The sequence below is a fragment of the Nanhaiella sioensis genome (assembly GCF_046557775.1).
Lineage (GTDB): Bacteria > Bacillota > Bacilli > Bacillales > SM2101 > Nanhaiella > Nanhaiella sioensis.
On record NZ_JBKAEG010000001.1, the window covers coordinates 1,640,802 to 1,666,936 of the forward strand.

Consider the following 26,135-nt stretch of genomic DNA (forward strand, 5'->3'; position numbering starts at 1 on the left):
TGATCTAACTTACATATATCATAGGAGAAACTATTTAAAAGAAGAGTAGGATAAATTTTAAATTTATCTTAAACATTTATGCTTATTCTTCACACCTCATCTGTTGATATATCTACCCGTGGCAAGCGTACTTCGAATAGCGTTCGTTCCAAGCTACTTTCAACACTAATGGTTCCATTATGTTGCTCCACAATATTCTTTGCAATGAATAATCCTAGACCGGTGCTACCTTTTTTATGCGTTCGAGCTTTATCACCCGTATAAAACATATCAAAGAGATACGGTAGCTCATCTTCAGGAATATAATCTCCATAGTTTACAATCTGAATTACGACTTCTCCTCTATCAACGAATCCGTTAATATCTACATACTTCCCATCATATCCATATCGATTTGCATTAGTTAGAAGGTTTTCAAACACACGTGCTAACAACTCACCATCACCTATAATAAGTAAATTGGGTGAAATATCTAATCTAGCAGCTAAATAATTTTTCTCAAAGACGGGATACATTTCTTCGTTTAATTGTATCAATAATTCACTTAGGTTAACCTGTGTGTTATCAATTGTTAACATACCATAGTTCATTTGTGTAATTTCGAATAATTCATCAATGAGTTTCTCTAATCGCTGAGATTTAGTAAAAGCAATCGTTAAAAAATGCTCCCTCTGCTCATCAGTTAAATGTTTGTCATTAATGATCAGGTCTAAATAACCTAATATAGAAGTCAGCGGTGTACGCAAATCATGAGCTAAATTTACGACTAATTGATCCTTACTGCTTTCAGTTAAATCCCCTCTCTCTGTCGCTTCTTTTAATTTATTACTTGCCAAATTAATATCCTGTGCGATTACCCTAAACTCATCGTTTGAATAAATTTCTACACGATGTGCAAAATCACCTCGGGCAAGATAATGAATCCCTTTCGAAATCTCATTTAAATGATTCTCATAAGGTTTAGTAAATAAAAAGAAAAAGAATATTGAAAGTGGAATAAATATTACTAGAAAAAAAGTAATTTCACCAATTTCTGTTATAAATGAATACAACGGAAGAAGTAAGTCATTTCCAAGATTAACCATCGTCCGATAAAGTGCCTGAAATAACTTAAAGAACAAAAAAGATATGAGAGTAGATACAAGCATACTAAAGTAAAATAATACAATCATTTTCAAACGAAAACTTTGTAAGATTTTAACCATTGAATGCATACCCTACTCCCCACACCGTTTTAATAAACTTATTCTTTCTATTATCTTCTGCGAGCTTCTTGCGTAACGTACGTATATGAACCATAACTGTGTTTCCACCTTCAAAATAGGCTTCTTTCCATACATGCTGAAAGATGTTCTCTACATTAAATACTTTTTTGGGATTACTTGCTAGTAAAAGTAATATCTCATATTCTTTTGGTGTTAAATCGATGTCTTCACCATATAGTGTAACTTCCCGTTGTTCTGGAGAAATAATTAAGCCACCAAACTCTAGAATAGGGATATCTTCTTTTTTTGTAGATTTGTTTAATTTAGTAAAACGGCGAAGCTGTGCGTTTACCCGAGCAACCAATTCAATAGGAGTAAATGGTTTCGTCATATAATCATCTGCCCCAATCACTAACCCATGTACTTTATCGAAATCAGAGTTTTTGGCACTCAAAAAAATGATTGGTATATTATAACCTTCACTACGAATTTGGCGGGCAACTTCATATCCGTCTATTTTCGGCATCATAATATCTAAAATGAGTAAGTCCACTGGTTGTTTGTGAATAACTTTTATAGCCTCTTCCCCATCAGTAGCTTTCATAACTTTATAACCTTCTTTTTCCAAATGGATTGAGATTAGATCAGCGATTTCTTGCTCATCTTCAGCTATTAAAATTGATATATGTTCCATTCTTTCATCTCCTGTAATAGATGGTATAATCAAAACTTTCACCCAAAGTAAGTCATTCATATAAGAGGTTTTATAAAAAAACTTCTCCTCTTTTAATCCTATAGATGATCAAGGGTACCGCACACCCAACAACCTAGAAAAAAAATGACAAGTTGTACATTTAAGATTAGTATTGAATTTTTATAGATAATTATCCAGTTCGCAAATACTCTTCAAACACGCGAAGATTAAAAGCATGATTTAAAAGCACAAATAGAATAATTGTCCGATAGTATTCTCTCTGTTTGGATAAATAAATTTAGTATCATATTCTCATTTAGAACGGGTAATACGCGTCCAGTATCTCATCTTTTTCCTCATCAACCAACTCTTCTAAATTCTGAGTTTTTGGATTGAGCTTAAAGACATAAACATATTCATATTGAATATTTTCTTCAAGTAGATCAATATTCACAGAGTTATCAAAAATATAATTTGTAGTAATATAATATTCATCATTATTTATATTCATTTTTTGTAATAAATGCTTAAATCCACTGTGAGTATTAACATTACGTTTTAGCTCATTCACTTCAAAAAATGATGCTTCACCCTCTACATTTAGATTCTCAGCGTTCACTACGTAGTTCCACTGTGTTTTTGAAAATGGGTTACCACTGACGGGTTCGAGAGTAATCTCTGCATAAGGGTATTCTTTTAATAATTCTTCTTGTATTTGAATCTTTGAAAATCCTTTTAAACTAGCAAAGGATATGAATAAGGATATCCCAATTATAAGTAGGGTGACTTGGTATTTCTTATTCGTTTTGTTATGAAATAAAAATACTAATAACACCAACAAAATAAAAGGATAAACAATAAAACCGTCATTTCCTGTGAATATATTTAACCCAATATCAGTTGATTCATTAATAGGATAAAACAAACTTAAGCCATTATCGAGAAAATCCATAAGCAAGTGTCCAATAACTAATGATGACAACATTGTTATCCATAGTAAACCTAGCGTTAGTTCAGAACGAAAGAAGCGTCTTGCAATGATAGCCAACCCTAAGCTTAAGCTAGGAGCTACCAAAATAGAATGACCTAACATGTATAGGTTATTTGCATAGTTTACTTCAGTAGGAATGATAGAAAAGAAGATTGATGTTAGTAATGTTAAATCTGGCGTTAGTCCAGCTATAAATCCAAATAATAGTAGAGTCATCATTTTTCTTCGTGACAGTTCTTTTTTTCGGCATATTAAATAGGCTATGAATGATCCTATTGCCCCATGATAACCGATTTCGCTTATCAATAAGAATACATCTGTCACATTCATTAAAGTTGAAATATTCATTTCTTTAACTCCTTTCAATCCTTTAAAACTGCTTACCTTTCGCCTTTTTCCATTTGTATAATGTAATTGAAAAAAGCATATAGAAAATATTGTCTAGTCGGAAATGGAGTCTACCTCATTTTGATATACTAAATCATTCTCGCTTGAAAAACCTTCTAATATAGCATACTCATCTATTTGTTCAGTCGTATAAAAGTATTTATAGCCTCTATAATCGAAATATTGTATGTCGCTATTTATACCATTAACTGCTATGTTGTCTATTTGTGCATTCGTAATCATACCGATAAATAGTTGACGTTCACGTTCACTTCGAATATCTTCTTCAGTTGCATCTATTATGGTTGCAGGCTGTTTTAACACCCAGTACATTTCCCCTTCTAAGTCATTATTATTGGCAATGAGCCCACTTGTTAACAGCTCTTCATCTTTTAGTGTATAGAAATAAACATTTCCTGTAGTATCAGTGACAATGTTTAAGCTAATATCATCATTTATTTCAATAGTCTTAAGAGAATCTTTGATCATGGGATATGGATGGTACATCCCTTCTTCAAATATTGCAAGATTATTTTCTGGTGGACGGATTAATATTGCAGAAATTAACATAAATATTGCTGCGATTATTGAAAGCTTCATAGTTGGAGATAATGAAGTTGAAACTTTATTACTCATCTATCTCTTTCCCCTCTTAGATATCATTTTTAGGTATAGGCTGTTTTCGCAGTGATTGTTGTTTTAATAATAAGAAGTAAACATCCACACAACTAGCGTTCGTGGCATCTTTTGTTCTGTACAATGATAGCTAACAACATAAAACCACTTTTTAAGTTACTAATTTGATAGCAAGAGCAAAATAGTTTACGAAAAGAGCCTTAGTATATTTTATAGTAGATACCTTTTACTTTTTAATCCTGTTACAGCATGGGTACAACGTATACGACAATTTAATTTTCTTTTTCACGTTTTTTTATTGTAACCAGCAATTCTTAAATTTTGTTTTATATAAATATAAAGAATTTCTTAAGTTTTATGGGCGATTATTTATGTCAACTGATACTCTGTTTACATTAAGCATATTCTTTTTCCTTCCTCGTCTATAAGAGTATGATAAGAACAAACTACTAAAAGGGCTGACTTAGATATGAAAAGGATTGTACTCGTTGGTGGAGGTCATAGCCATCTCCACTGTGTGAAAAAACTAAAGGCAAATAAACAACCCGATATTGAATGGGTTCTAGTTTCTAGCTCTAGATATCAATATTATTCAGGTATGTTTTCAGGTTTTGTAGAAGGATTATATGAAGAGTCAGACATAAGAATTGATTTATTACAATTATCGAAATGGGTGGGTATTCAATTTATAGAATTAACAATAAGCTCTATTGATCCTATTAACAATACTCTTTACTCAGCAAGTGGGCAAACGATCTCTTTTGATTATGTTTCCTTTGATATTGGCTCCTTAAATATTGATCCCAACATACCAAATTTAGCTAACAATAGCATTGCAGTTAAACCGAATCATCTTTTCCCGAAACATATAAATGATCTACGCTGTAGTAAGCACCCAGTTATTGTCGGAGGTGGAGCATCTGGTATTGAAATGGCTCTGTCATTGTTAGCATGGAAAAAAAAGTATACCCCTAATGACAGTGAAGTCACGTTAGTTCATTCATCTCCTCTACTTCATTCTACAGGGATAAGGTCATCAAAAATCATAACGCAATTGGCACATAAATCCGGATTAAATGTAGTTAGTAAAGAAACTGTAGCCACAGTAACAAAAGAAAATTTAATTACACAAAAAGGAATTAGAATCAATTACTCTCACTTAATATATTTAGGGGGACCTCAAGCTTCTCCATTATTTAAAAATTCATCCTTACCGACAGATTCATACGGCTTCATGCTCATAAAAAGCACATTACAGAACATTAGATATCCTCATATATTTGGAGCAGGTGACTGTATTTCTATCGAATCAGACCTAAATATACCTAAAAATGGTGTAACCGCTGTTAGACAGGGTCCAGTATTATGGAAAAATCTTAACCGTCTAGTACAGAAGAAGGATTTACTTGAATATCAACCTCAAAAAAATTATTTAGCACTAATATCTATTGGCAATCATCATGCACTGTTAACTTATGGTACGTTTGCTACCTCAGGGAAGTGGACATGGTATGCAAAGAATTGGATTGACCGCCGTTTCATGAATCAATTTCAAACTTAATTTCTGTTTGTACAACTGACGACTTCCCCCTCGATTTGTACATTTTAAACAAAATTTATACTAACAGTTCCTCTCGTTTTAACCTACGATGTGTAGGATGAAAGACGAGGTGATCATAATGAGTGAATATATTATTCAAACGACAAATTTAACGAAACGATTCAAAGGAAGAATCGCAGTCGATCGTGTAAATTTAGAAATAAAATCTGGAGAGATTTATGGGTTTTTAGGTCCAAATGGTGCAGGAAAAACAACTACCATCCGAATGCTCTTAGGATTGATGAAGCCATCTTCAGGGGCAATTTTTATGTTCGGACGACAACTAAAACAAGATAAGCTTTCAATCCTTAGAAAGACCGGTTCTCTCGTTGAATCTCCATCTTACTATGGCCATTTAACTGGCTATGAAAATTTGGAAGCTGTGCGAAAAATTCTTGACGTACCTAAAAAGAGAATTGATGAGGTCCTTTCAATTGTACGTTTAACAAAGGATGCAAAAAGGGCTGTGAAAGGCTACTCTCTTGGAATGAAGCAACGATTAGGGATTGCTACAGCATTATTAGGGAATCCCGAATTACTTATTTTGGATGAACCTACAAACGGTCTTGATCCTTCAGGTATTTTAGAAATTCGTGAGTTAATCAAAAATATGCCGAAAGAACATGGCATCACCGTTCTCGTTTCTAGCCACCTACTTAGTGAAATTGACCAAATGGCAACACAAGTTGGTGTCATTTCAAAAGGATCAATGATTTTTCAAAATTCTATTGAAACATTAAGACAACGAGCAAAGAGTAAAGTGCACGTTGCAGTTAGTGACGCTAATATAGCTTACCGCACGATGCTAGCAAATGGATATACAGTTGAACAAAATGAGTCAGCACTATTATTTGACAACATAACGGATTTTCAAACTGCTCATATCATTAAAACGCTCGTACATGAAAATGTGTCCATTTATCGTGTAGAGGAAATAAAAAAATCATTAGAAGATATCTTCCTCGAACTCGTTGGGGAGGCTGGTAGCCTATGATCGCAAAAGTATTATCTTCAGACCTGTTAAAAGTACGCAAAAAAATGATATGGTTTCTCATCTTTTTAGGTCCGTTTGGTGTAATAGCCTTACAAGCGGTAAACTTTGGGGTGCGCTATGACTATCTTACAAATTATTATGCCGCTGATTTATGGGGAGGGCTCCTAGAAAATATCCAACAATTAGCTACGCCTACATTAGTGCTAGGAATTGCTATTATTACGTCTATGATAGCTAATATAGAGCATCAAGTGAATTCATGGAAGCAGCTTTTAGCTTTACCTGTTTCAAGAATTACCGTTTTTTCTTCAAAGTTTTATTTATCAGCCATGCTCTTATTCCTGTCTTGTTTACTATTAGGCATCGGCTCAATCATTCTTGGTTTCATATTTAAATTTGAAGTTAGCATACCTTATATACAACTCTTAAAAGTATCCTTTTATCCATTTTTCGCAGCACTACCAATCTTAACTTTGCAGATTTGGTTGTCAATTGTATTCAAAAATCAAGCAATCCCTTTAACTATCGGCATTTTAGGTGGCGTACTATCGATGTATTCTATCGTGCTACCAGACTGGATTTTTTGGAAATGGCCCATGCTTATTAATGATTGGAGTAAGGTAGAATACACTGTATTAGCAGGTATATTAGTAGGTATGGTTATTTTTATGCTTAGCCTTATTGATTTTGGGCGAAGGGACGTGAATTAAGTGAAAGCATTTAATAATATTCTACGCTCTGAATGGTTAAAGCTTAGAAAATCACCGATTTGGTTACTTATTTTTGTAAGTCCTGCACTTGCCTTTATTACAGGCTTATTAGCACCGTTAGAAATTCCAGGCGCAGACTGGTTATATACACTTAGTATGATGACGATCGTTCATGCATTGTTATTTCTACCGTTATTAACTGGCATATTTGCAGCGTTCGTTTGTCGTTATGAGCATGTTGGAGGTAGTTGGAAGCAACTGTTAGCCTTGCCCGTTTCTCGGACTAACGTATATATGTCAAAGCTTCTATTAGTAATGATTATACTGCTCGTTACACAGCTGTTATTTTTAATAGCAATACTCGCTGTCGGTCAAATAAGAGGTTTTGATCAAGCGATTCCTTGGGGTATATTGTTGCGTGGGGTACTTGGTGGTTGGATCGCAACATTCCCCTTAGCTGCTTTACAAATATTTGTATCTATTGCATGGGCTAGCTTTGCTGCTCCATTGGCAATCAATGTTATTTTTACAATACCAAATATTTTAATCATTCAATCAAAATACGGACCTTATTACCCTTGGGCACAACCTATTTTGGCAATGTTACCGAGCGATGACACTACATTTGGTGTATTAAACTTCTCCTTAATAACGTTGTTATTCGTTATATTAGGTAGCTTTCTAGCCTTTTTCGTTAGCGGTTTAACATATTTCAATAAAAAAGCGATCTAAGAGATTTATAAATACAGGACTGAACAAGGCTTGAACAATTTCTATTAAAAAAGACCACATACACTAAAAACTAATTATAATGATGTAGGTTCATTAATTAGTGTTTGGTGTTATGTGATCCAATCTTTTCAGTTTAATCAAACGTTTGTTTAAATTACCTATGCGAGCTGTCTACGAACTCTTTTCTTATAGATTGAATATGCAATGAAGTTTGCTGGGAAAATAAATATGCTAGAATGTGCATTAAAATGGAGTAATTGCTCTTGGAATTCCATTTCATCAAAAAATTCTCCTTGAGAAAGTTGTTTATTTTTCTTTTCTTCTTCAATCTTTTTGAAATAAGCATACTGAATTGGAATCATTACAACAATAATTATAAGTAATAATGTAGCCATAATAATTATGAATAGCACCGAATCATTCATTGAACCAACCTCCAACAGTATATTTATAATACATCTCATATACGTGCCAAACAGTCAAAGCGTTTCATTTTCCTTATATAATTTTCCAAATAAATTTATACACAATAGTATCATTATTAATTAAACAACAATAACAGCAGAATGGAGGCGTTGTCACTTTGATGAAGATATTCAAACACAATTTTATAACTTTGGTACTAAAAATAATTGTTATGTGAATATAGCCTTACAAATGAGGCTTCTATAAAAGAGGATGTTTCAAGAGGTTTAAAATTAATCTCCAGGTAGGAGAATTGCAGAAAACTCCCCTTAATTAAAAAGTGACTCTAGTAACAATTTTCCAAACCCTCATTGTTGGATTTGTGTCATTGTAACCATGAGCCACCTTCTATTATTCCCCTTGTTTAACGCATAAAAATTACATATTATTCCCCCATTGTCGCATTCGACAAATTAACAGAAATTCCTGCCAATTTTTTATAAAACCCTTTTTTCTCTAGTAGTGTTTCATGTGTTCCTTTTTCTAGGATACGACCATTATTTAATACCAAAATTTGATCAGCCTTACGAATTGTGTTCAGTCGATGAGCAATAATAAAGCTTGTTCTACCGTTCATTAATCGCTGTAGTGCTTCTTGTATTTTAATTTCTGTAATCGTATCGATGCTACTTGTCGCTTCATCTAAAATGAGGATAGATGGATCTGCTAGAATCGCTCGTGCAATAGATAATAACTGTTTTTGCCCTTGACTTATTCCAGAACCGTCCTGTGTTAATACTGTCTCATATTGTTGTGGTAATCGTTGAATAAACGAATGAGCATTTGCTAAAGCTGCAGCCTGTTCAACTTCTTCATCAGTTGCAGTTAGCCTTCCATAACGAATATTTTCTCTTATTGTTCCTTCAAATAAGAATGGATCCTGTAATACAAAGCCCATATTACTTCGCAAGCTCGCTCTATTTACAGTCGTTACATCTCGATCATCAATTAAAATCTTGCCCTTATCCACATCATAAAATCTCGATAGTAAATTAATAATTGTTGATTTTCCAGCACCTGTAGGACCGACAAGGGCAACTGTTTCACCAGGAGTGACAGTAAAGCTGACATCAGTTATCGTGCTTTCAGCTTCTTCATACGAAAAAGAAACATTACAAAAATCCACTTTACCCTGAATAGCCTGAAGGTGAGTCAAATTAGTTCCTTTGACTTCTTCTTCATCTTCGTCTAATACCTCAAACACTCTCTCTGCACCCGCAACAGCTGATAATAGTGTATTAAATTGGTTTGCTAAATCATTTAAGGGGCGTGTAAATTGTCTTGAATACTCCGTAAAAATAACAATTGTACCGATAGAAATCATACCATTTAATGCAAATAAACCACCGATTCCTGCGATCAAGGCGAAGCTTAGATTATTTAGGACATTCATTACTTTAGGAATAAAGCCTGAATAAGTTTGTGACCAAAACGCTGTCCCTTTTAATCTCTCGTTTTTAACCATAAATTCAGAGATGACTCGTTCTTCTTGAGAAAAAGACTTAACGATTCTTTGGCCAGATATGATTTCTTCAATGTATCCGTTTAAATCTCCTAGGTTTCGTTGCTGCTCTTTAAACACTCTTCTCGTTCTCTTTGTAATCCACTTCATCCCAAAAATTAACAAAGGGATAATTGTCATCGTGATCAACGTAAGCAATGGACTCAGCCATAGCATAACTGAAACAGTTCCGATTAACGTAAGTATACTCGATGAAATTTGAATAACTGAACTATTTAACGTTGAGCTCACATTTTCAATGTCATTCGTTACCCTACTCATAAGCTCACCATGCTGACGTTTATCAAAATATGGGATTGGAAGCTTATGGAGATGTTCAAAAAGCTGATTTCTCATCCTATAAACTGTTTGTTGCGCGATACCAATCATCCAATAGTTTTGTAATAATAGTGCTAAAGAGCGTAGTACATATATAACCGCTAAGCCGATTAATAGCTTTATAAAACCTTCAGTATTTGACGTATTAATATAATCATCAATCGCTACCCCTACTAAAAATGGCCCTATAATTGCAAGGCTTGAGCTTACAACAACCATAAATAATACTAACGAGAGCAAGCTCTTTTTATAAGATAAGTACATCCAAATCCTTTTTAATGTTGTTAACCACTGTTGTGGCTTCTTTTTAGATGATTGAACTTGAGTTACTTTGTCATCGTGTTCAACAATTCTTTTATATTGGAAAGGCTTAGTTAGTTGCTTGAGCATCATAAAGTGCCTCCTTTCCAAGCTGTGAATGAACAATTCTGTTATAAAGATCTGAATAAGTTAATAAATACTTATGATCCCCCTCTTGTATATTACCCTGTTCATCTATTAGTAAGATCTTATCTGCTTGTTTAGCAGTACTAATTTTTTGAGTAATAACAAATGTAGTGCAAGCATACGTTTTTAACGCTCTTAATAATTTTGACTCAGTATGTACATCCAGTGCACTCGTACTATCGTCTAATAACAGCATTTTCGGTTTCCTCACAAGTGCTCTTGCAATCGAAATCCGTTGTTTTTGGCCACCTGATAAGTTTATTCCTTTTTGACCTAGCTCTGTTTCATACTTATTCGGAAGCTCCCATATCGTTTCATGAATTTGAGCGTGTTTAGCGGCTTCAATGATTTCTTCCATAGAAGCATCTTCTTTTCCCCAGCGTATATTTTCTTTAATTGAACCTGTGAATAATAATACTTCTTGAGGAACGAATCCTATGCTTCTGCGGAGATGTTCAAGCCTCATCGTTTTTATATCGTGATCATCTATAAAAATACTGCCCTTACTCACATCGTAAAGACGAGGAATAAGTTGAACAATAGATGTTTTACCTGAGCCAGTTGCCCCTAAAATGGCGACTGTTTCTCCAGGGTTTACTTCAAAGGATATATTCTGTATAACCGGTTCTTGCTTTTCTGGATATTGAAACGAAACATTGCGAAAAGCTACCTTTCCTGCCCTGATCTGCAATGACGAATTCGTATCAGATGAATTTATTACATCAATATCTGTTTGAAGCACTTCTGTAATACGTTCAGCAGATGCACTGGCACGTGAGAAAGCCATAATGATAAACGAGAATACCGATAGAGCAGCTGTAATTCGAGTCGCATAGTTAACAATTGCAACAACTTCCCCGACTGCTACATCTCCTGCAATTACACCTGTATTCCCATACCAAAGAACAGCAATTACACTAATATTCATAACTAAAAGTAAGATTGGCACAGTTATTTCTAGCAACCTAAACACTGATGTTGTCTCGCCTCTTAACTCAGCGCTAGCAGTTGAGAATCGATTTGACTCGTAATCCTTTCGTACATACGCTTTAATCAATCTCATGCCAGCTAAATTTTCCCTCATTACTCTATTTACAGTGTCTAGCTTTTTCTGCACAGACTGAAATAAGTGCCACCCTCTTCTCATAACCCAAAGAAGAAAGATTAACAATACTGGCACACTTGCTAAAAAAATAAGAGCTAGCTTCACATTCACTACGATTGCCATAATCGTTCCACCGATAATTAATAACGGTGCACGTAGCATAATTCGCAAGCTCATAAACACTGTATTTTGCACTTGTGTTACATCATTCGTCGTACGGGTAACGAGTGATGATGTCGGAAACTTATTAAAGTTAGCAAATGAAAAAGATTGAACTTTTTTAAACAATTCCTGCCTCACATCGTAGCCGAAGCTCTGACCTACATGCGCAGCGTAGAACGTATTAATAATTCCTGATATAAAAGCGATAAACGATAACCCAATCATTAAACCGCCCCACTTCAACACGACGGTCATATCCTGTTGTTGAATTCCATCATCAATAATTTTCGCCATTAACAACGGTTGCCACAGCTCTACTATTAATTCAATAAGCATAAGCAACAGTGCAATAACAACTGGGAGACGGTACGGTTTAAGAAATGATAGCACTCTTGGCATAAATAATCCTCCATACATTACTAATCCGATTTTATATTAAGTTCTATCATACCTTTTCTATCTTAATTTTTAAATTATTTTGGATTAGAACTCGAATTGAAATAATGTAGATAACAAGGGAGCTGTTAAGATTCCTTTTGTTCTATGTTACTATTGGTAAATAATGAGTGGTCACCAGTCATTAAGAGGCACAAGGCAATGAACTTTCTACAATGTAGCTGTGGAAGTAGCCGTTAAAATAAATATTATCCATACGATTAGCTTCTCTTATAATTGTAAAGCTAATCGTCAATATACTGGAGTGAAGATGATGGAACCCAAATTAGTTATAGCAACAAAAGCTGATGCACAAGCTATTTTTGATATACAAGTAGCTGCATTTACACCATTATTACAGAAGTATAAAGATTATGAAACAAACCCTGCAAATGAAAAAATTGATCGAGTAATTACAAGAATTATCGACCCTAACAGAAAATTCTATAAAATCATTGTCAACCAAACACTAATTGGTGGGATATGTATATATTCGAAAGAAGAAACACGATTTTGGATTAGCCCTATGTTTATTCTCCCATCTTATCAGGGAAATGGGCTAGCTCAAAAAACATTACAATTAATTGAGCAAATGTACCCTCAAGCAAAGAGCTGGGAATTATTAACGGTCCTAGAGGAAAAGCGTAATTGTTACTTATATGAAAAAATGGGCTATACAAAGATAGGTTTACACAAAAAAATAAACGATAACTTAACACTAGTTTATTATAAACGGGTAGTTTGATAGATTGAAGGGATAAGGAAAGGTGTTTTATTTTTGGAGTAGCTAAACACTTAGCTATTGGAAGCCATTCATACTTCCGCACATTAGAAATCTATTTAAAAATCAAACAAGCTGGAACAAAGCTTTATATAATTAGAATTCAACGAGGTTGAAACTTGATTGCAACTCGTTGAATTCTAAAATTGGCTACTTTATATATGTATTTCAATCATTTCACAGAAACATCTCTAGACACCATATCTAATTCATCAAGATGGTTTTGTGACAATTTAAATGTTAGTGCGCCAATATTTTCTTGTGCATGATGGTTTTTTGTTGCACCAGGAATGGCAACGATTGTTTCCCCATGAAAGTGGATGAGCCAATTTAAAGCAACTTGACTTGGTGAAACATTGTATTCATCAGCCAAGTTGTCAAGTAAATCAATCAGTGGTTTCGTTCTTTCAAGTGTAGATGTTTTGAAAGAAGAAAAGTGTTTACGTGGCCCCGACATATTTTTAATTAAATCTGGATTTTTATGAAATTTCCCTGTGAGTAACCCTTGCTCTAAAGGAGAATACGCAATAAGTGTGATACCGAGTTCCTTAGCAGCATCTAATATACCGTTCTTCTCAATTCTCCTGTCTAATAAGCTATATTTCACTTGATTAGAAACGAGTGGAAAACCATGTTGATCCAATACTTTATGTGCTTCCCGCATTTTCTCCTCATTAAAATTACTTACACCCGCATGACGGATTTTCCCACTTTTCAGCAACTCAGCCATTTCATCCATTTCAGCCTTAACACTGGAAAAAGAAAATGGTTGATGAACCATATATAAATCTATCTTTCTTCCTTTTAACGCCTTCAGCCTCTCATCAATTGTTTTTGTAATTGATTTTGCAGTACGCATAGCAGGCCACCATTTTGTAGCAATCAATGCATCATTCGCCTTGTCCCCAAGACCATTCAATGCATCAGCAAGCCCTTCCTCTGACTTCCCTTTCCCATACACCTCTGCAGTGTCAAACCAATTAATACCGCCCTCTAAACTAATTTTTACGATTTCTTGAATCTCTTCTTTTTCTAGCACTGGCCAAAAACGGCCTACCATGCCATTCCCTTTACTAAATTGCCACGTACCAAGTCCCAGTGCAGAAATCTCCAGGTCCGATTTACCTAATTTACGAAGCGGAATCATTGTACTTTCCACTATATTCACCACCCCAATACTGGATATATTTGCTTATTATCATATCATTTAGATATGGTCGTGTATACTATCAACCCTTGTCAATCAGCATTCTCTTATGAAATTATAAAAACACTGATTGATAATACGTGGGATTTATCCTTGTTCAATGAAGCTGTATTACCAAGATTGCATTTTTACTATCAAAGTTTCGACGTTTTCTCTTTTTAGCCAATTACAGATTCGCTAGTACTAATGATATATTCATATACAAAAAAAAACAGAACCAACCTGTCTGTTTTTTTGTCTCTTTTTTAAAATTCTGTTGCTATTTTAAATCATGAAAGTTATATGTGGGATCTCATTAATGGTAAATGTAGATGCCATAAATGCTTGGTGTATACTTGCTTATATCTTAGAACGACAAGTAACAACCAATTCGAGTGACATTTTATATTTATTACATAGCTACTATTTTGAGTAGCCTGATCTATTTAATGTAAGTTTTGATTTTCTAATTACTTGATTGATTACTTCCGAAAACACAAGGCCAATGGCAATAGCACCTGAAATCATAAATGCCTTAGCTGCTAAATTTATTGCAGTATTATAATCATTTTGAACAAAATTCCTCATTGCATCATAGGCTAACCCACCTGGTACTAAAGGGATAATTCCAGATACGATAAAAACAATAATTGGTGTTTTATACATTCTGGAAAAAATCTGACTCATTACAGCAACTACAAACGATGCTACAACTGTTGAAAATACTGAATCGATATCATTATCCGTTAACAAGACATAAATGATCCATCCTAACATCCCAACAAAGCCACACTTAATCAACGATTTTCTTGGAACATTAAACATAATGCCAAAGGCTGCTGCTGCAACAAAACTTGTTACAAGTTGTTCTATAATCATTATTACAGCCCCTTTCTAAAAGATCATAAACACCACTGCTATCCCCGAACCAATTGCAAATGCAGTTAATAAGGCTTCTGCACTTTTTGCTAAGCCTGACATGAGGTGACCAGCCATTAAATCTCTTACAGCATTCGTTAAGAGCAAACCAGGAACTAATGGCATAACTGAACCTATAATAATTTTATCAAGTTCATACCCAAGCTCAATTTGCACAAACAATAAAGCTAACAAACCAATAATGACTGAAGATGTGAACTCAGCAAAAAACTTTATAGGGACTAGCCTATGTAAATAAATCACAAAAAACAAGCCCACACCACCAGCAATAAATGCTGGTATGAAATCTCGCCACTCTCCGTCAAACATAATTAAAAAGCAACCGCTGGTAAAAGCTGCAGCTAAAATTTGCACAAAAAATGGGAAAGCTACATTGGACTGTTCTATTTCTCTTAATGATTGATATGCCTGCTCAATAGTTAATTCACCACTGCTAATTTGCCTTGAAATACTATTAACTAAAGTAACTTTATGCAAATCTGTCGTTCTTTCAGAAATTCTAACTAGCTTAGTCTTAGTCGGATCTACCCCTTCAATTGATAAAATGATGACAGTTGGAGTAACAAAGCTATGTGATTCCTTCACATCAAAAGCTCTTGCGATACGCGTCATCGTATCTTCAACCCGATAAGTTTCAGCACCACTTTGTAACATTATTTTTCCTGCAAGTAGACATACTTCCATAATGTCATACGTCTCATTTATTTGATTATTCATTTCCATTCTCTCCAATAAAAGAAGCGTAAGCACCTTCAATTCCACCTAAATACGAGACCTGGTCCTCTGATGACAACGGTGGTATGTTGCCATCCTGCCTCTCCCCAGTAATGCCCTATAATTGCATTACACCTGCAGGCGCTGGAATTGGTGAAGTCCCCCCGAGTGGAACGTGCCCGAACTAAATATCGTATCTTGTATCGTTAATATTAAAAATTTATACATAATAATACTGTTTACACGTAAGTATCATCATTTGTTTTTCAAGTTTAAATGAAAAACATACATAAAATCAACATCATACTAAAATTAATTGTTAAAAACAAAACAAGCAGACCCTATCGGGATCTGCTTCTCACCTCTGTTACCCTAACGCTACGTCCAAAATCATCATGACAACAAAGCCACCCATTAGTCCAAGTGTAGCCAAATCTGTGCTGCCAGATGATTGAGATTCTGGAATAAGTTCTTCAACGACAACAAAAATCATCGCACCTGCTGCAAAAGCTAACGCATATGGAAGAATAGGCTGAACGAGTAAAACAGCTGCTGCACCAATGACAGCTGCAATCGGCTCAACAATTGCTGAGAGCTGTCCGTAATGAAATGCTCGTGCCCTAGACATCCCTTCCCCTCTTAATGGAACTGAAAGAGCAGCTCCTTCCGGCATATTTTGAATACCAATTCCTATTGCAAGACCAATCGCACCAATTAAAGATGCTTCACCAATCCCCAACGAAGCAGCACCAAAAGCTACACCTATCGCAAGACCTTCAGGGATGTTATGTAACATTATAGCTAAAAATAACAGTGTAGATTTCTGAAACTTCGTTTCGGGTCCTTCTGCTTTTTCTTTTTTCTCACCTAAATGCAAATGTGGTACGATAAAGTCTAGTAGCCGTATAAACAATCCACCTAGTAAAAAACCAATGGCTGGTGCTAACCAAGGAATTTGACCATTCTGTTCACTAAATTCAATCGATGGAGCTAATAGCGACCAAAAAGACGCAGCAATCATTACACCGGCTGCAAAACCTAACATCATATTTAAAATATGCTTATCAATTTTTCTAAAAAAGAAAACTGTCGCTGCTCCTAGCGCAGTTAACCCCCATGTAAGCATGCCACCTAATAACGCTTGTACCGTTGGATTTAATGAACTAAACCAATCCAAAAACATGATAATCAGTCCTTTCAACCCATAAAAAATTCGACTCAAATCACTAAAAATAGACAATTATTCTTAACTTAAATTATACACCCTTCACTATCTATTTTAAAATGTAGAACATTCAAAGGCTATTTTCTTAAGCTTTGTCTTTTTTTCACTTACATTTGAGCAACTAAATGTTAATAGTCATTAGAGACGAAAAGATGCACCGACGAATATTTACATTCATGCTCAGCTCTTATTATGAAAAGTACTTAATGCAAAAAGAAACTTCCCAATATAAATGAGAAGTTTCTTTTAATATTCCTTTAAAATTATTGCCCCTAAGATGATACTGAATGCTGCTGAGCAATTTTATTTTTTCGACCTTCAAATAATGTAGCTATTATCGCTATTACTAGAAAGATACTGGATAACTGGAACAATGTAGCTATATCAAAAAACGTTGCTAATATACCAAATACTAATCCACCTAAACCAATACCAAGGTCAATAGCTGAAAACAGCATTCCATTCGCTACACCTCGACGGTTAGGAGGTGTTTTAGATAACGTCCACGATTGTAATGTTGGAATTAATGATCCAAAACCAATTCCAAATAAGATACCTGAAATAATAATAAATAAATTAGAGTAAGCCATTGATAGTACCCATAACCCAATAAAGGTTAACGTAAGACAGCTTAACACAATTCCCATTGGACCATTTTTATCAAACCATTTTCCAGCAATTGGTCGAGAAATAGTCGCCATTATCGCATTAAACAAATAAAATAGAAAAATTTGATCTATACCACGTTCTTCTCCAAATATGACGATAAATGTTACAACAGAACCGTAGCCAAATGTTGCGATGATAGTTATAAAAGCTGGATACCAGCTTGATTTTTCAACTAATGAACCCAAATAAGAAAACTTTAAGTCTTCTTTTTTTGTTGCTTTAACTGTATCTGGAGTTTGGTAACGAATGAGAAATAATAAACAAATAGAGATAAGTCCTAGTATTGCAGAAATATATATTAGGTTAGAAAATGATGTAACTTGAAATAAATAAATTCCTAGACTTGGAGCGATAATCATTCCAAGCGTAATAGAAAGGCCAAAATATCCTAACCCTTCCCCTAATCGAGAACTAGGTACAATATCTGAAGCTACCGTTCCATTGACCGTTGTAGACCATCCCCAAGCAAGCCCGTGTAAAAACCTAAAAACCAAAAAAAGGACAACTAATTGAGATACTGGATATAGTAAAGTAACTATTAATAAAGAGATGACACCTATTAGCACAAGTGACTTTCTTTCCTTATATTCAAGCATATACCCAATAAACGGACGACTCAATACAGCACCTATTGAAAACAACGCTGTAACTAAGCCAATTTCTAATCCTGACGCACCTATTGACTTAATATATGGAGGTAACGTTGGAATCAACATTTGAAACGACATGAAAACAAATAAGTTACCTAACATAAGCATAATATACGATTTAGTCCATAAAGGCTCTTTAGCTTTCATCACTTCATCCCTCCCCCAAAACTTATAACGATTTATAACCAAAAAAAGATACTCCCTTTATCAAGATTGTTGTCGCAACAAACCCAAGAACGAGAGCAATTTTTTATCGAAATATTCATCTTACACCTAAACAATAATAAAACTCTAACACTTATAAACAATTAAATCAAATTTGCGGTCTTACCTCAATTGCGTTAATCCGGTGATGTGTAATAGTTACATATAGAAGAAGTTATAGATGTTGTCATCTAATGTTTTCAAGGATAAGCTATCGTATAGTTTAGTTGTTCCTTAAGCGACTTTTATTTTTATAGAAAACCAACCATCCTAAAGTCAGCAAGTTATTGTAAACATAAATTTTCAAACCAAAAATTAATTACAATCTCAACAAACTCTACGAAAATAAGCCTACTGTTTTGAAGAAAACACCCGTTAAAGAATCCTTATTAGTGCTTGTAATCGTCATTATGGTAAGATGAAAATATACATAAAAAGGGGATGATAGTTAATGTTGAAGAATGAAATGATCGAACGATTTACTTCTTATGTAAAAGTGGATACTCAGTCCAATGAAGAGAGTCAAACATGTCCTTCAACTCCTGGTCAGCTGACACTTGCTAATATGTTAGTAGACGAACTAAAGGAAATTGGCATGGAGGAAGTTTCAATTGATGAAAATGGTTATGTTATGGCTACTCTCCCATCCAATACTGATAAAGAAGTCCCAACGATTGGCTTTTTAGCACATGTTGATACTGCCACTGACTTTACTGGTACAGGTGTAAATCCACAGCTTGTTGAAAGCTATGATGGAAACGATATTGTTTTAAATGAAAAATTACATATCACACTTTCTCCAAAGGACTTTCCTTATCTAGCTGACTACAAAGGACATACACTCATTACAACAGATGGTACGACTTTACTGGGAGCTGATAACAAGGCTGGTATTGCAGAAATTATGACCGCAATGGCTTATTTAATTAAGCACCCAGAAATCAAACATGGTAAAATTCGAGTAGCATTTACACCTGATGAAGAAATTGGTAGAGGACCTCATAAGTTTAATGTTGATGCATTTAATGCTACATATGCTTATACGATTGACGGAGGGCCACTAGGAGAACTTCAATACGAAAGCTTTAATGCAGCAGGAGCAAAAGTTAAAGTAAAAGGAAACAATATACATCCAGGCTCTGCCAAAGCAAAAATGGTCAATTCAGCTAAGATTGCAATGGAGTTTAATCGACGCCTTCCAAAAGAGGAAGCACCAGAATACACAGATGGATACGAAGGGTTTTACCATCTCATTTCCATTGAAGGAGACGTTGAGCACACTGTATTAAATTATATTATCCGTGACTTTGATAGAGAAAAATTTAATGCTAGAAAAGCTATGATTCAAAAGATTACTGATGAACTCAAAGCTGAATATGGAAATGACAATATTGTTTTAGAAATGAATGATCAATATTACAACATGAGAGAAAAAATTGAACCCGTTAAAGAAATCATTGACATTGCACATAAAGCAATGGAAAAGCTTGAAATTAAACCAATTATAGAACCAATTCGTGGTGGTACGGATGGTTCGCAACTCTCATACATGGGACTGCCTACACCTAATATCTTTACAGGTGGTGAAAACTTCCACGGTAAATATGAGTTTATCTCGGTGGAAAATATGCTTAAAGCAACAAATGTAATTGTAGAAATAGCCAAATCATTTGAAGAAAAAGCTAAATAAATGCATTATTAAGCGAGCAAAAAAGCTTCTACTTCGTATAATTACAAAGTAGAAGCTAGTTTTTTTAAAATCACTATCTCGTGAATATGGGTATCCTCCTTACATAGCAGAAAAGCAAGTATGCCTTTTTATAGGCTGACTACCAATCCCATTATTTTACTCGCACTGTATAAATTCAATTAATTCACCGTCCAAGCCACTTACAAAGACCGTTTGCCATCCATTATCCAATTCCAATGGACCTTCTACAATCTTGATTTCATTCTCATTTAGCCAAGCAATAATATTGTGTATGCTTTCAACTTCAAACGCAAAATGAATATCGTCACTAGAAGATGCCCGTTCATTTTCATACAATTCAAGACGGAACTGATCAAATATTAGAAACGTGATTGGCTCATCTTCAACAATGATTGTCTTTTCAATTTCAAAGCCCAGTTTTCGATAAAACTGAATGGACTTGTTGACATGCTGAACCTCAAGCGCAATATGGTGAAAGCCTTTGATTAAGCTCATAAGATCATATTCATATCACCGAATTCATGCCATAAATAGCCTTCTTCAATGGCTTGCTGATATGCCTCCATTAAGTAACCCTCATTAATAAATGCTGATAATAATTGTAGGTGACTAGCTTCAGGTTCATGAAACCCAGTAATTAAGCCATCGACAATTTGTAAAGGATAATTTTTTGTTATATATAAATTCGTCCACCCAGTTTGTGATGATAATATCTCCCCTTCGTTTGCAACAGTTTCCAATGCTCTTACAACAGTCGTACCGACAGCTATTACTCTATTACCATTTCGTTTTGCTTCTCTAATTATCTTAACTGTTTCTGGAGGTACATCATATGATTCATTATTTTCAGATGGTTGTTGATGATATTTATCATCCAATAAATAACTTAATCCTGTATGAAGCTGAATAAATGCTAGTTTAATTCCCTTTCGCTGTAGTTTTAATAAAAGCTCCCAACTAAATGCACGCCCTGCAGATGGCATTTCAACAGATCCTGGCTGTGCTGCATAGACAGTTTGATAATAATCTAGGCCCCACGGCTCTGTTATATATTCGTATCGAATGGGCTCACCTAGGGAATAAATTTGCTCATAAAGCTCTGAACCTTTTAACGAGAACTGTAGTAAAAAGAAAGGCTCTCTGTCTGCTCTCTCCTTCACGGTAGCGCATAATGTAGGTGAAATCATCAAGCGATCACCGGCCATAACATCATCATTCACAACTAATGCTTCCCAACTACTCTCTGTTAGTCGATGTGCTAAACGTATTTCTACCCGTTTATTTACTTCATTATGACCTCGAAGTTGCTCACCATATAAAATGGCAGGGACTGTTCGACTAATATTTAAAACGAGTACATTTCCTGCTGCTAAAAATTTGTCTAAGTGAAAAAATGTTGAATGATTTACTGCTCCATTCGTACGATTCAGTACCATCATTCTCACAAAATCCCTTCGAAGCCCTCGCCTTTCTGGAGGGGATGATGCATTGAGTTGATCAGGTAGTTCAAAGTTCAAAGCAGTCTGCATCATAAACCCTCCTTGTCTTCAAGGTATGTTTGTGCATTTAACCTTTGTCCATTAACCTTACTAGCTTTATCAGAAGCTAAATAGAGAAAAACATCTGTTAAATCGTTTGGATTTGCAAGAGGATAATCGCAATCTGGAACAGCAAGATCATGCATTTCAGTGTCCATCTCTCCCGGGTCAACCATATTTACTCGTACTCCTGTTTCAGCAACCTCATCTGCCCACGTTTCTGTTAATCCTTCTAATGCAAATTTTGAAATACCATAAGCACCCCATCCAGCATAACCAACATGACCAGCTTCAGAAGTAACATTAATAATTGACCCTTTATTTCGTTGAAGCATACTACTAATGACGCGTCGAGTTACAAGAAACGGACCAACTGTATTAACTTTTAAAACTTGCTGAAAATCCTCTTCAGGATAATCAAGTAAATATGGCATTGGACTTGGACCTAGCATTGAAGCGTTATTAATTAGCACATCAATATGACCAAAAGTATCTTCCGTTATTGCCACAAACCTTTCCACATCTCTAGGCTCAGATGCATCAGCCTTCATTGCTAACACCTTTACACCATATGAAAGTAACTCTTGCTCCACTTCCTGTAAGGCTATCTTACCCCTTGCACAAATGGCTAAATTTGCACCTTCCTTTGCAAAAGCTATCGCTAATGCCTTACCTAACCCTTTAGACGCTCCAGTTATCATCACAACTTTATTCTTCATCTGTCCCTCTCTCCTTTGTCTAGTGTTACTTTAATCATAAAAAAAAGCGACGTTGTTAACGTCGGAGAAAGGTATATATTTTTCATCAATAATTAGATTTAGAAGCTCTACTCCAAAAGGTTGAAAAAAGAGTTAAACTAGCTAAGATGTTTCGTACAATTATAAAGGTTACAATCCCACTTACCTTCTATATTATTTAATATGGTAACTGACGTATTATGTAAATATACTTTCTGAAATTTATCAGGAAGTAAGTGCTTCAAAGTGAGACCAATTAAAGCGCCATGGCTTATTAATAGCACTCTTTTATGTTGATACTTATGTACTATTTCTTCTATAAACTCGGAACCTCTCTTTGCAACATCATCAAATGTTTCCATGCCAAGGTCCATCTCAAACCATTTTCTACCCCATCTTTCTACTCTTTCCTCTTCAGTTGTACCTTCAATTTTCCCGCAGTTTATTTCACGTATTCTTTCATCGACAAAAGCAATAGGTAAGTTTAATTTCTCACCAATAATTTGTCCCGTTTCTATTGCTCTTTGTAGGTCACTTGTAATAAGTACGTCCCAATTCTCTTCCTTAAATAAGCGATTCGCGACAGCTAAAGCTTGTTTCCTGCCTTCTTCATTTAAAAGGATATCTGATACACCTTGAGCTTTGTTTAAATCATTCCATTCAGTAACTCCATGCCTTATAAGCCCTATTGTTATCATGTAAAAACCCTCTCTTATCTACTATTCTATTAATCTATATAAGTTACCATAGTTCTTTTTCTACTTGTTAACATAGGTCAGCTACATCACGCTTTATCCTATTACGTATTGTTGCTGTTTGCTCATATATTGTTATACTTCGTCCTAGAAATATTAAAGAGTATACATCTAATGTACATGGTAACTATGCTACGTTAGATGGCGTTCGGATAGCACACTATCTACTATCTATTATTAGTTACAAAACAATAAAGTTTACTAAAAGAGCATGTTCTGAAGACAGAATGCTAGGAATGTTAATTAGTACGAGGGTATACGAACCAGAATTAGCAAGCTGTAATGACACATTAAACAAACGTTTGTTTAAAAAAGGCTCTTTTTTCGGAAACTTTATTGCTATCGTTCGAAAACTTGGAGATAAAGATGTCTCTTTATACAACAACCACTGTTTTACAGAAGAAAAGTTGCCACGTAATCTAGTTGTATACGTTTTTAGTATGAAAAATAAGAACCTATGCGAGAGCAGCATTAAATAAATACTAGAGCCTAACTTTAAAATTAGACTCACATGTCATAGACCTTAGATACCAATAAAAACAACTCTATCCACGATTTATATTCACTATTTGTAACAAATTGCTCCTCTTTGTTCTCTTTGCTTTCAGAACATTTATCATCGAAATAAACAGTTCATTGAAGGAATGGCAGGATAAGAAATCCTTACTTAGGCTTATCTACTCCCAACGCCATTTTTAAATATTCAATAAACATAATAGACTGTTCCTTCTTCTTAATATCTTCCTTAGGTAAAATCGAATGGAGTGCTAAGCCATCATTAAAAGCGACAATCGATCTTGCGATAATTTCACTATTATACTTATTACTAAATTCTCCACTATTTTGTCCCGCTTTAATGACAGAGTCATATATTTCAAAAACATTATAATACCGATCTCTGCCATATTTTCTTCGGCGCTCATCATTTCTACCTGTGATAAAAAACTCTAAATTACTTGGAACAAACTCATCCACTTCATCACTAGGCTCTTTTGCTTTACCATGCATGCTCAGTAATAGTAACTCCCAGTATGAATCTACGCTACCTTCCAACAGTTCTTTGTTTTTTGAAACTCCTTTTGCTAAGGCTTCCTTTAAAATTGTTTCATATAAATCTTCTTTATTTGAGAAATATTGATACAATCCACCCCTACTTACTTCAGCTTCCTCCATCACGTGCTTCATCGTAGCTCTTTCGTACCCATGTTTTATAAACACTTGTACTGCTGCCTTTATAATTTTAGTTCGTCGCTTCTGTAGATGCTCCTGGCTTACTTTCGGACACATTATCCTTTCCCCTCTCTATGCTGTTTTTTGCGAAAAACCCTATGAATGATACGATAATCAAGAGTGAGGCAGTAATCATAAACGTTGGAATAACTCCTATTGACGTTGCAAGCCATCCACCTAGTAGCGGTCCAATAATCGTTGCTGTTGTTGTAACACTATTAATGACCCCAAATACCCTTCCTGTCATATGACCAGGTGTTTCAACCTGTGCAGTTGCATAAAATGGTACAAAAACAACACCCGCTGCAAACCCTGCAAAAAATCCAAGTACAATACCCCATATAATCGAATAGTCTAAATCAACATAAGTTAATACGGACATCATACCAAAACTAAGACCGATTCCACAAACGCCTATTAGCATTAACGGAAAAGCATTATATTCAGTTTTTTTCGCTAATAGTAATCCGGAAAAAAACGTCCCTACGCCAGCTGCTGCAACTACATACCCAAACAAATCAGGAGATGCTGTCGTTAACTCTCTAATTAACACAATAATTTGAGAATCAGATAACTGTAATATCAATAGACTAAAACCTAAAAAGAACATTCCTACAAGCATAAATCTATTAGATTTAATAAACGACATCCCCAAAACAAAATCAGCTTTAAATGACGATTTAACGTGTTCTTCTTCATTATTTTCATCTTGTAACGAATTTACCGCATTTGGTAAAAACAAAATGATTAGAGCTGACACGATGAAAGTTGCTGAATCGATATAAAATACTAGTTTTGCACCAACCGCTGCAACTAATAATCCACTTAATAATGGCCCGATTACCTTCGTAGTTGAATCAATCATAGATGTAATTGACATCGCACCCTTCATATCATCTTGAGCTACTAGTTCTTTTAACTTACCGTTTTTCGCAGGAACAAACACCGCCGAAAACACACCAATTATAAACAAACAAATATATACCATCCATATAGCATCAGCAATCGTCAATATAAGGATGAGTCCTGCACGTACAACATCGGATACTATCATTAACGTCTTTCTATTAAGCCTATCTGCCACAACTCCTGCTACTGGACCTAACAGCGCCATTGGAACAGCCAAGCACAAAAAGATGAGGGATACTTCCATCGGTGTAGCATTCCACTTCAAACCAACGAGAGTTATGATAGCGACAATACTTAACCAATCCCCAATACTTGATATAGCCTGAGCGACCATTAATGTTACATAACCCTTATTTTTCATTAAACTTTTCATTTAAATTTTCCCCCTGCTTCCCCATAATAGACATTGATGTCGTTTTTTATTATTATAACGACATCAATGTCGTTATTCAAGAGGTTTTTACAAAATTTTTCTAACTTATTG

At 34.8% G+C, this 26,135-nt stretch carries 24 protein-coding genes; 6 read left to right on the forward strand and 18 right to left on the reverse strand.

What is annotated here, in order from left to right:
* Window positions 1-89 precede the first annotated feature (89 nt).
* The 4 genes from V1503_RS07575 to V1503_RS07590 all read right to left on the reverse strand — a co-directional run bounded on the left by V1503_RS07575 (window position 90) and on the right by V1503_RS07590 (window position 3,913).
* Window positions 90-1,205: a sensor histidine kinase gene (locus tag V1503_RS07575; RefSeq protein WP_320258458.1), complete on the reverse strand. Its 1,116-nt coding sequence runs from the start codon at window positions 1,203-1,205 to the stop codon at window positions 90-92.
* On the reverse strand, window positions 1,198-1,899 hold the full coding sequence (locus tag V1503_RS07580; RefSeq protein WP_410626016.1) for a response regulator transcription factor: 702 nt from the start codon (window positions 1,897-1,899) through the stop codon (window positions 1,198-1,200). Before V1503_RS07580 ends, V1503_RS07575 begins: the two co-directional genes overlap by 8 nt.
* A gap of 316 nt (window positions 1,900-2,215) precedes the next feature.
* Window positions 2,216-3,238 (reverse strand): metal-dependent hydrolase, encoded by a 1,023-nt coding sequence (locus tag V1503_RS07585; RefSeq protein WP_410626018.1) that lies wholly within the window; start codon window positions 3,236-3,238, stop codon window positions 2,216-2,218.
* 93 nt (window positions 3,239-3,331) lie between these two features.
* Window positions 3,332-3,913 (reverse strand): hypothetical protein, encoded by a 582-nt coding sequence (locus tag V1503_RS07590; protein ID WP_410626020.1) that lies wholly within the window; start codon window positions 3,911-3,913, stop codon window positions 3,332-3,334.
* A 469-nt stretch (window positions 3,914-4,382) separates the two neighbouring features.
* On the opposite strand from V1503_RS07590, the gene V1503_RS07595 reads away from it, so the two are divergent.
* The 4 genes from V1503_RS07595 (at window position 4,383) to V1503_RS07610 (ending at window position 7,949) form a co-directional block, all read left to right on the forward strand.
* The gene (locus V1503_RS07595) at window positions 4,383-5,474 is read left to right on the forward strand and encodes an NAD(P)/FAD-dependent oxidoreductase (protein ID WP_410626022.1); all 1,092 of its coding nucleotides are present in this window, start codon (window positions 4,383-4,385) and stop codon (window positions 5,472-5,474) included.
* A 118-nt stretch (window positions 5,475-5,592) separates the two neighbouring features.
* A complete protein-coding gene (locus V1503_RS07600; protein WP_410626024.1) occupies window positions 5,593-6,507 on the forward strand; it encodes an ABC transporter ATP-binding protein in 915 nt (304 codons plus the stop codon).
* Window positions 6,504-7,217 (forward strand): ABC transporter permease, encoded by a 714-nt coding sequence (locus V1503_RS07605; protein ID WP_410626026.1) that lies wholly within the window; start codon window positions 6,504-6,506, stop codon window positions 7,215-7,217. Before V1503_RS07600 ends, V1503_RS07605 begins: the two co-directional genes overlap by 4 nt.
* Window positions 7,218-7,949, forward strand: coding sequence for an ABC transporter permease (locus V1503_RS07610; protein WP_410626028.1), 732 nt, complete (start codon window positions 7,218-7,220; stop codon window positions 7,947-7,949).
* A 158-nt stretch (window positions 7,950-8,107) separates the two neighbouring features.
* Here the strand turns inward: V1503_RS07610 and V1503_RS07615 are convergent, their stop codons facing one another.
* The 3 genes from V1503_RS07615 to V1503_RS07625 all read right to left on the reverse strand — a co-directional run bounded on the left by V1503_RS07615 (window position 8,108) and on the right by V1503_RS07625 (window position 12,367).
* Window positions 8,108-8,374 carry a DUF3949 domain-containing protein gene (locus V1503_RS07615; RefSeq protein WP_410626030.1) on the reverse strand — a complete coding sequence of 89 codons (267 nt, stop codon included), beginning with the start codon at window positions 8,372-8,374 and terminating at the stop codon, window positions 8,108-8,110.
* 425 nt (window positions 8,375-8,799) lie between these two features.
* A complete protein-coding gene (locus V1503_RS07620; protein ID WP_410629402.1) occupies window positions 8,800-10,644 on the reverse strand; it encodes an ABC transporter ATP-binding protein in 1,845 nt (614 codons plus the stop codon).
* A complete protein-coding gene (locus tag V1503_RS07625; protein ID WP_410626032.1) occupies window positions 10,625-12,367 on the reverse strand; it encodes an ABC transporter ATP-binding protein in 1,743 nt (580 codons plus the stop codon). The genes V1503_RS07620 and V1503_RS07625 overlap by 20 nt, the downstream gene beginning before the upstream one ends.
* A 310-nt stretch (window positions 12,368-12,677) precedes the next feature.
* Between V1503_RS07625 and V1503_RS07630 the strand changes: the two genes are divergently transcribed.
* Complete coding sequence (locus V1503_RS07630) at window positions 12,678-13,148, forward strand: GNAT family N-acetyltransferase (protein ID WP_410626034.1); 471 nt, start codon at window positions 12,678-12,680, stop codon at window positions 13,146-13,148.
* A gap of 208 nt (window positions 13,149-13,356) precedes the next feature.
* Here the strand turns inward: V1503_RS07630 and V1503_RS07635 are convergent, their stop codons facing one another.
* The 5 genes from V1503_RS07635 to V1503_RS07655 all read right to left on the reverse strand — a co-directional run bounded on the left by V1503_RS07635 (window position 13,357) and on the right by V1503_RS07655 (window position 18,714).
* Window positions 13,357-14,331, reverse strand: coding sequence for an aldo/keto reductase (locus V1503_RS07635; RefSeq protein ID WP_410629403.1), 975 nt, complete (start codon window positions 14,329-14,331; stop codon window positions 13,357-13,359).
* A 462-nt stretch (window positions 14,332-14,793) separates the two neighbouring features.
* Window positions 14,794-15,252, reverse strand: coding sequence for a threonine/serine exporter family protein (locus V1503_RS07640; RefSeq protein ID WP_410629404.1), 459 nt, complete (start codon window positions 15,250-15,252; stop codon window positions 14,794-14,796).
* A gap of 12 nt (window positions 15,253-15,264) precedes the next feature.
* Window positions 15,265-16,026: a threonine/serine exporter family protein gene (locus tag V1503_RS07645; RefSeq protein WP_410626036.1), complete on the reverse strand. Its 762-nt coding sequence runs from the start codon at window positions 16,024-16,026 to the stop codon at window positions 15,265-15,267.
* 364 nt (window positions 16,027-16,390) lie between these two features.
* Window positions 16,391-17,206 (reverse strand): ZIP family metal transporter, encoded by an 816-nt coding sequence (locus tag V1503_RS07650; protein WP_320208896.1) that lies wholly within the window; start codon window positions 17,204-17,206, stop codon window positions 16,391-16,393.
* Between the two features lie 314 nt (window positions 17,207-17,520).
* Entirely contained in the window at window positions 17,521-18,714 is a 1,194-nt protein-coding gene (locus tag V1503_RS07655) for an MFS transporter (RefSeq protein WP_410626038.1), read from the reverse strand.
* Window positions 18,715-19,225: 511 nt separating this feature from the next.
* Between V1503_RS07655 and pepT the strand changes: the two genes are divergently transcribed.
* The gene (gene pepT / locus V1503_RS07660; protein WP_410629405.1) at window positions 19,226-20,461 is read left to right on the forward strand and encodes a peptidase T; all 1,236 of its coding nucleotides are present in this window, start codon (window positions 19,226-19,228) and stop codon (window positions 20,459-20,461) included.
* 156 nt (window positions 20,462-20,617) lie between these two features.
* On the opposite strand, the gene V1503_RS07665 is transcribed toward pepT, so the two are convergent.
* From V1503_RS07665 to V1503_RS07690, 6 genes are all read right to left on the reverse strand, one after another.
* On the reverse strand, window positions 20,618-20,977 hold the full coding sequence (locus V1503_RS07665; RefSeq protein WP_320258409.1) for a VOC family protein: 360 nt from the start codon (window positions 20,975-20,977) through the stop codon (window positions 20,618-20,620).
* Window positions 20,974-22,011, reverse strand: coding sequence for an S-adenosylmethionine:tRNA ribosyltransferase-isomerase (locus V1503_RS07670; RefSeq protein ID WP_410626041.1), 1,038 nt, complete (start codon window positions 22,009-22,011; stop codon window positions 20,974-20,976). The genes V1503_RS07665 and V1503_RS07670 overlap by 4 nt, the downstream gene beginning before the upstream one ends.
* Entirely contained in the window at window positions 22,011-22,739 is a 729-nt protein-coding gene (locus tag V1503_RS07675; RefSeq protein ID WP_320258411.1) for an SDR family NAD(P)-dependent oxidoreductase, read from the reverse strand. The genes V1503_RS07670 and V1503_RS07675 overlap by 1 nt, the downstream gene beginning before the upstream one ends.
* A gap of 137 nt (window positions 22,740-22,876) precedes the next feature.
* Window positions 22,877-23,455 carry a histidine phosphatase family protein gene (locus V1503_RS07680; protein ID WP_410626044.1) on the reverse strand — a complete coding sequence of 193 codons (579 nt, stop codon included), beginning with the start codon at window positions 23,453-23,455 and terminating at the stop codon, window positions 22,877-22,879.
* A 720-nt stretch (window positions 23,456-24,175) separates the two neighbouring features.
* A complete protein-coding gene (locus V1503_RS07685; RefSeq protein WP_410626046.1) occupies window positions 24,176-24,799 on the reverse strand; it encodes a TetR/AcrR family transcriptional regulator in 624 nt (207 codons plus the stop codon).
* Complete coding sequence (locus tag V1503_RS07690) at window positions 24,753-26,024, reverse strand: MFS transporter (RefSeq protein WP_410626048.1); 1,272 nt, start codon at window positions 26,022-26,024, stop codon at window positions 24,753-24,755. Before V1503_RS07690 ends, V1503_RS07685 begins: the two co-directional genes overlap by 47 nt.
* Window positions 26,025-26,135: the final 111 nt, after the last annotated feature.

Excerpts from the sequence above, each read along its gene's own strand:
- V1503_RS07590 (WP_410626020.1), bottom strand. The coding sequence starts at position 3,913 with ATGAGTAATAAAGTTTCAACTTCATTATCTCCAACTATGAAGCTTTCA.
- V1503_RS07605 (WP_410626026.1), top strand. The coding sequence starts at position 6,504 with ATGATCGCAAAAGTATTATCTTCAGACCTGTTAAAAGTACGCAAAAAA.
- V1503_RS07585 (WP_410626018.1), bottom strand. The coding sequence starts at position 3,238 with ATGAATATTTCAACTTTAATGAATGTGACAGATGTATTCTTATTGATA.
- V1503_RS07625 (WP_410626032.1), bottom strand. The coding sequence starts at position 12,367 with ATGCCAAGAGTGCTATCATTTCTTAAACCGTACCGTCTCCCAGTTGTT.
- V1503_RS07665 (WP_320258409.1), bottom strand. The coding sequence starts at position 20,977 with ATGAGCTTAATCAAAGGCTTTCACCATATTGCGCTTGAGGTTCAGCAT.
- V1503_RS07645 (WP_410626036.1), bottom strand. The coding sequence starts at position 16,026 with ATGAATAATCAAATAAATGAGACGTATGACATTATGGAAGTATGTCTA.
- V1503_RS07690 (WP_410626048.1), bottom strand. The coding sequence starts at position 26,024 with ATGAAAAGTTTAATGAAAAATAAGGGTTATGTAACATTAATGGTCGCT.
- V1503_RS07650 (WP_320208896.1), bottom strand. The coding sequence starts at position 17,206 with ATGTTTTTGGATTGGTTTAGTTCATTAAATCCAACGGTACAAGCGTTA.
- V1503_RS07595 (WP_410626022.1), top strand. The coding sequence starts at position 4,383 with ATGAAAAGGATTGTACTCGTTGGTGGAGGTCATAGCCATCTCCACTGT.
- V1503_RS07600 (WP_410626024.1), top strand. The coding sequence starts at position 5,593 with ATGAGTGAATATATTATTCAAACGACAAATTTAACGAAACGATTCAAA.
- V1503_RS07680 (WP_410626044.1), bottom strand. The coding sequence starts at position 23,455 with ATGATAACAATAGGGCTTATAAGGCATGGAGTTACTGAATGGAATGAT.
- V1503_RS07620 (WP_410629402.1), bottom strand. The coding sequence starts at position 10,644 with ATGCTCAAGCAACTAACTAAGCCTTTCCAATATAAAAGAATTGTTGAA.
- V1503_RS07575 (WP_320258458.1), bottom strand. The coding sequence starts at position 1,205 with ATGGTTAAAATCTTACAAAGTTTTCGTTTGAAAATGATTGTATTATTT.
- V1503_RS07615 (WP_410626030.1), bottom strand. The coding sequence starts at position 8,374 with ATGAATGATTCGGTGCTATTCATAATTATTATGGCTACATTATTACTT.
- V1503_RS07580 (WP_410626016.1), bottom strand. The coding sequence starts at position 1,899 with ATGGAACATATATCAATTTTAATAGCTGAAGATGAGCAAGAAATCGCT.
- V1503_RS07670 (WP_410626041.1), bottom strand. The coding sequence starts at position 22,011 with ATGCAGACTGCTTTGAACTTTGAACTACCTGATCAACTCAATGCATCA.
- V1503_RS07635 (WP_410629403.1), bottom strand. The coding sequence starts at position 14,331 with ATGATTCCGCTTCGTAAATTAGGTAAATCGGACCTGGAGATTTCTGCA.
- V1503_RS07655 (WP_410626038.1), bottom strand. The coding sequence starts at position 18,714 with ATGAAAGCTAAAGAGCCTTTATGGACTAAATCGTATATTATGCTTATG.
- V1503_RS07630 (WP_410626034.1), top strand. The coding sequence starts at position 12,678 with ATGGAACCCAAATTAGTTATAGCAACAAAAGCTGATGCACAAGCTATT.
- V1503_RS07675 (WP_320258411.1), bottom strand. The coding sequence starts at position 22,739 with ATGAAGAATAAAGTTGTGATGATAACTGGAGCGTCTAAAGGGTTAGGT.
- V1503_RS07685 (WP_410626046.1), bottom strand. The coding sequence starts at position 24,799 with ATGTGTCCGAAAGTAAGCCAGGAGCATCTACAGAAGCGACGAACTAAA.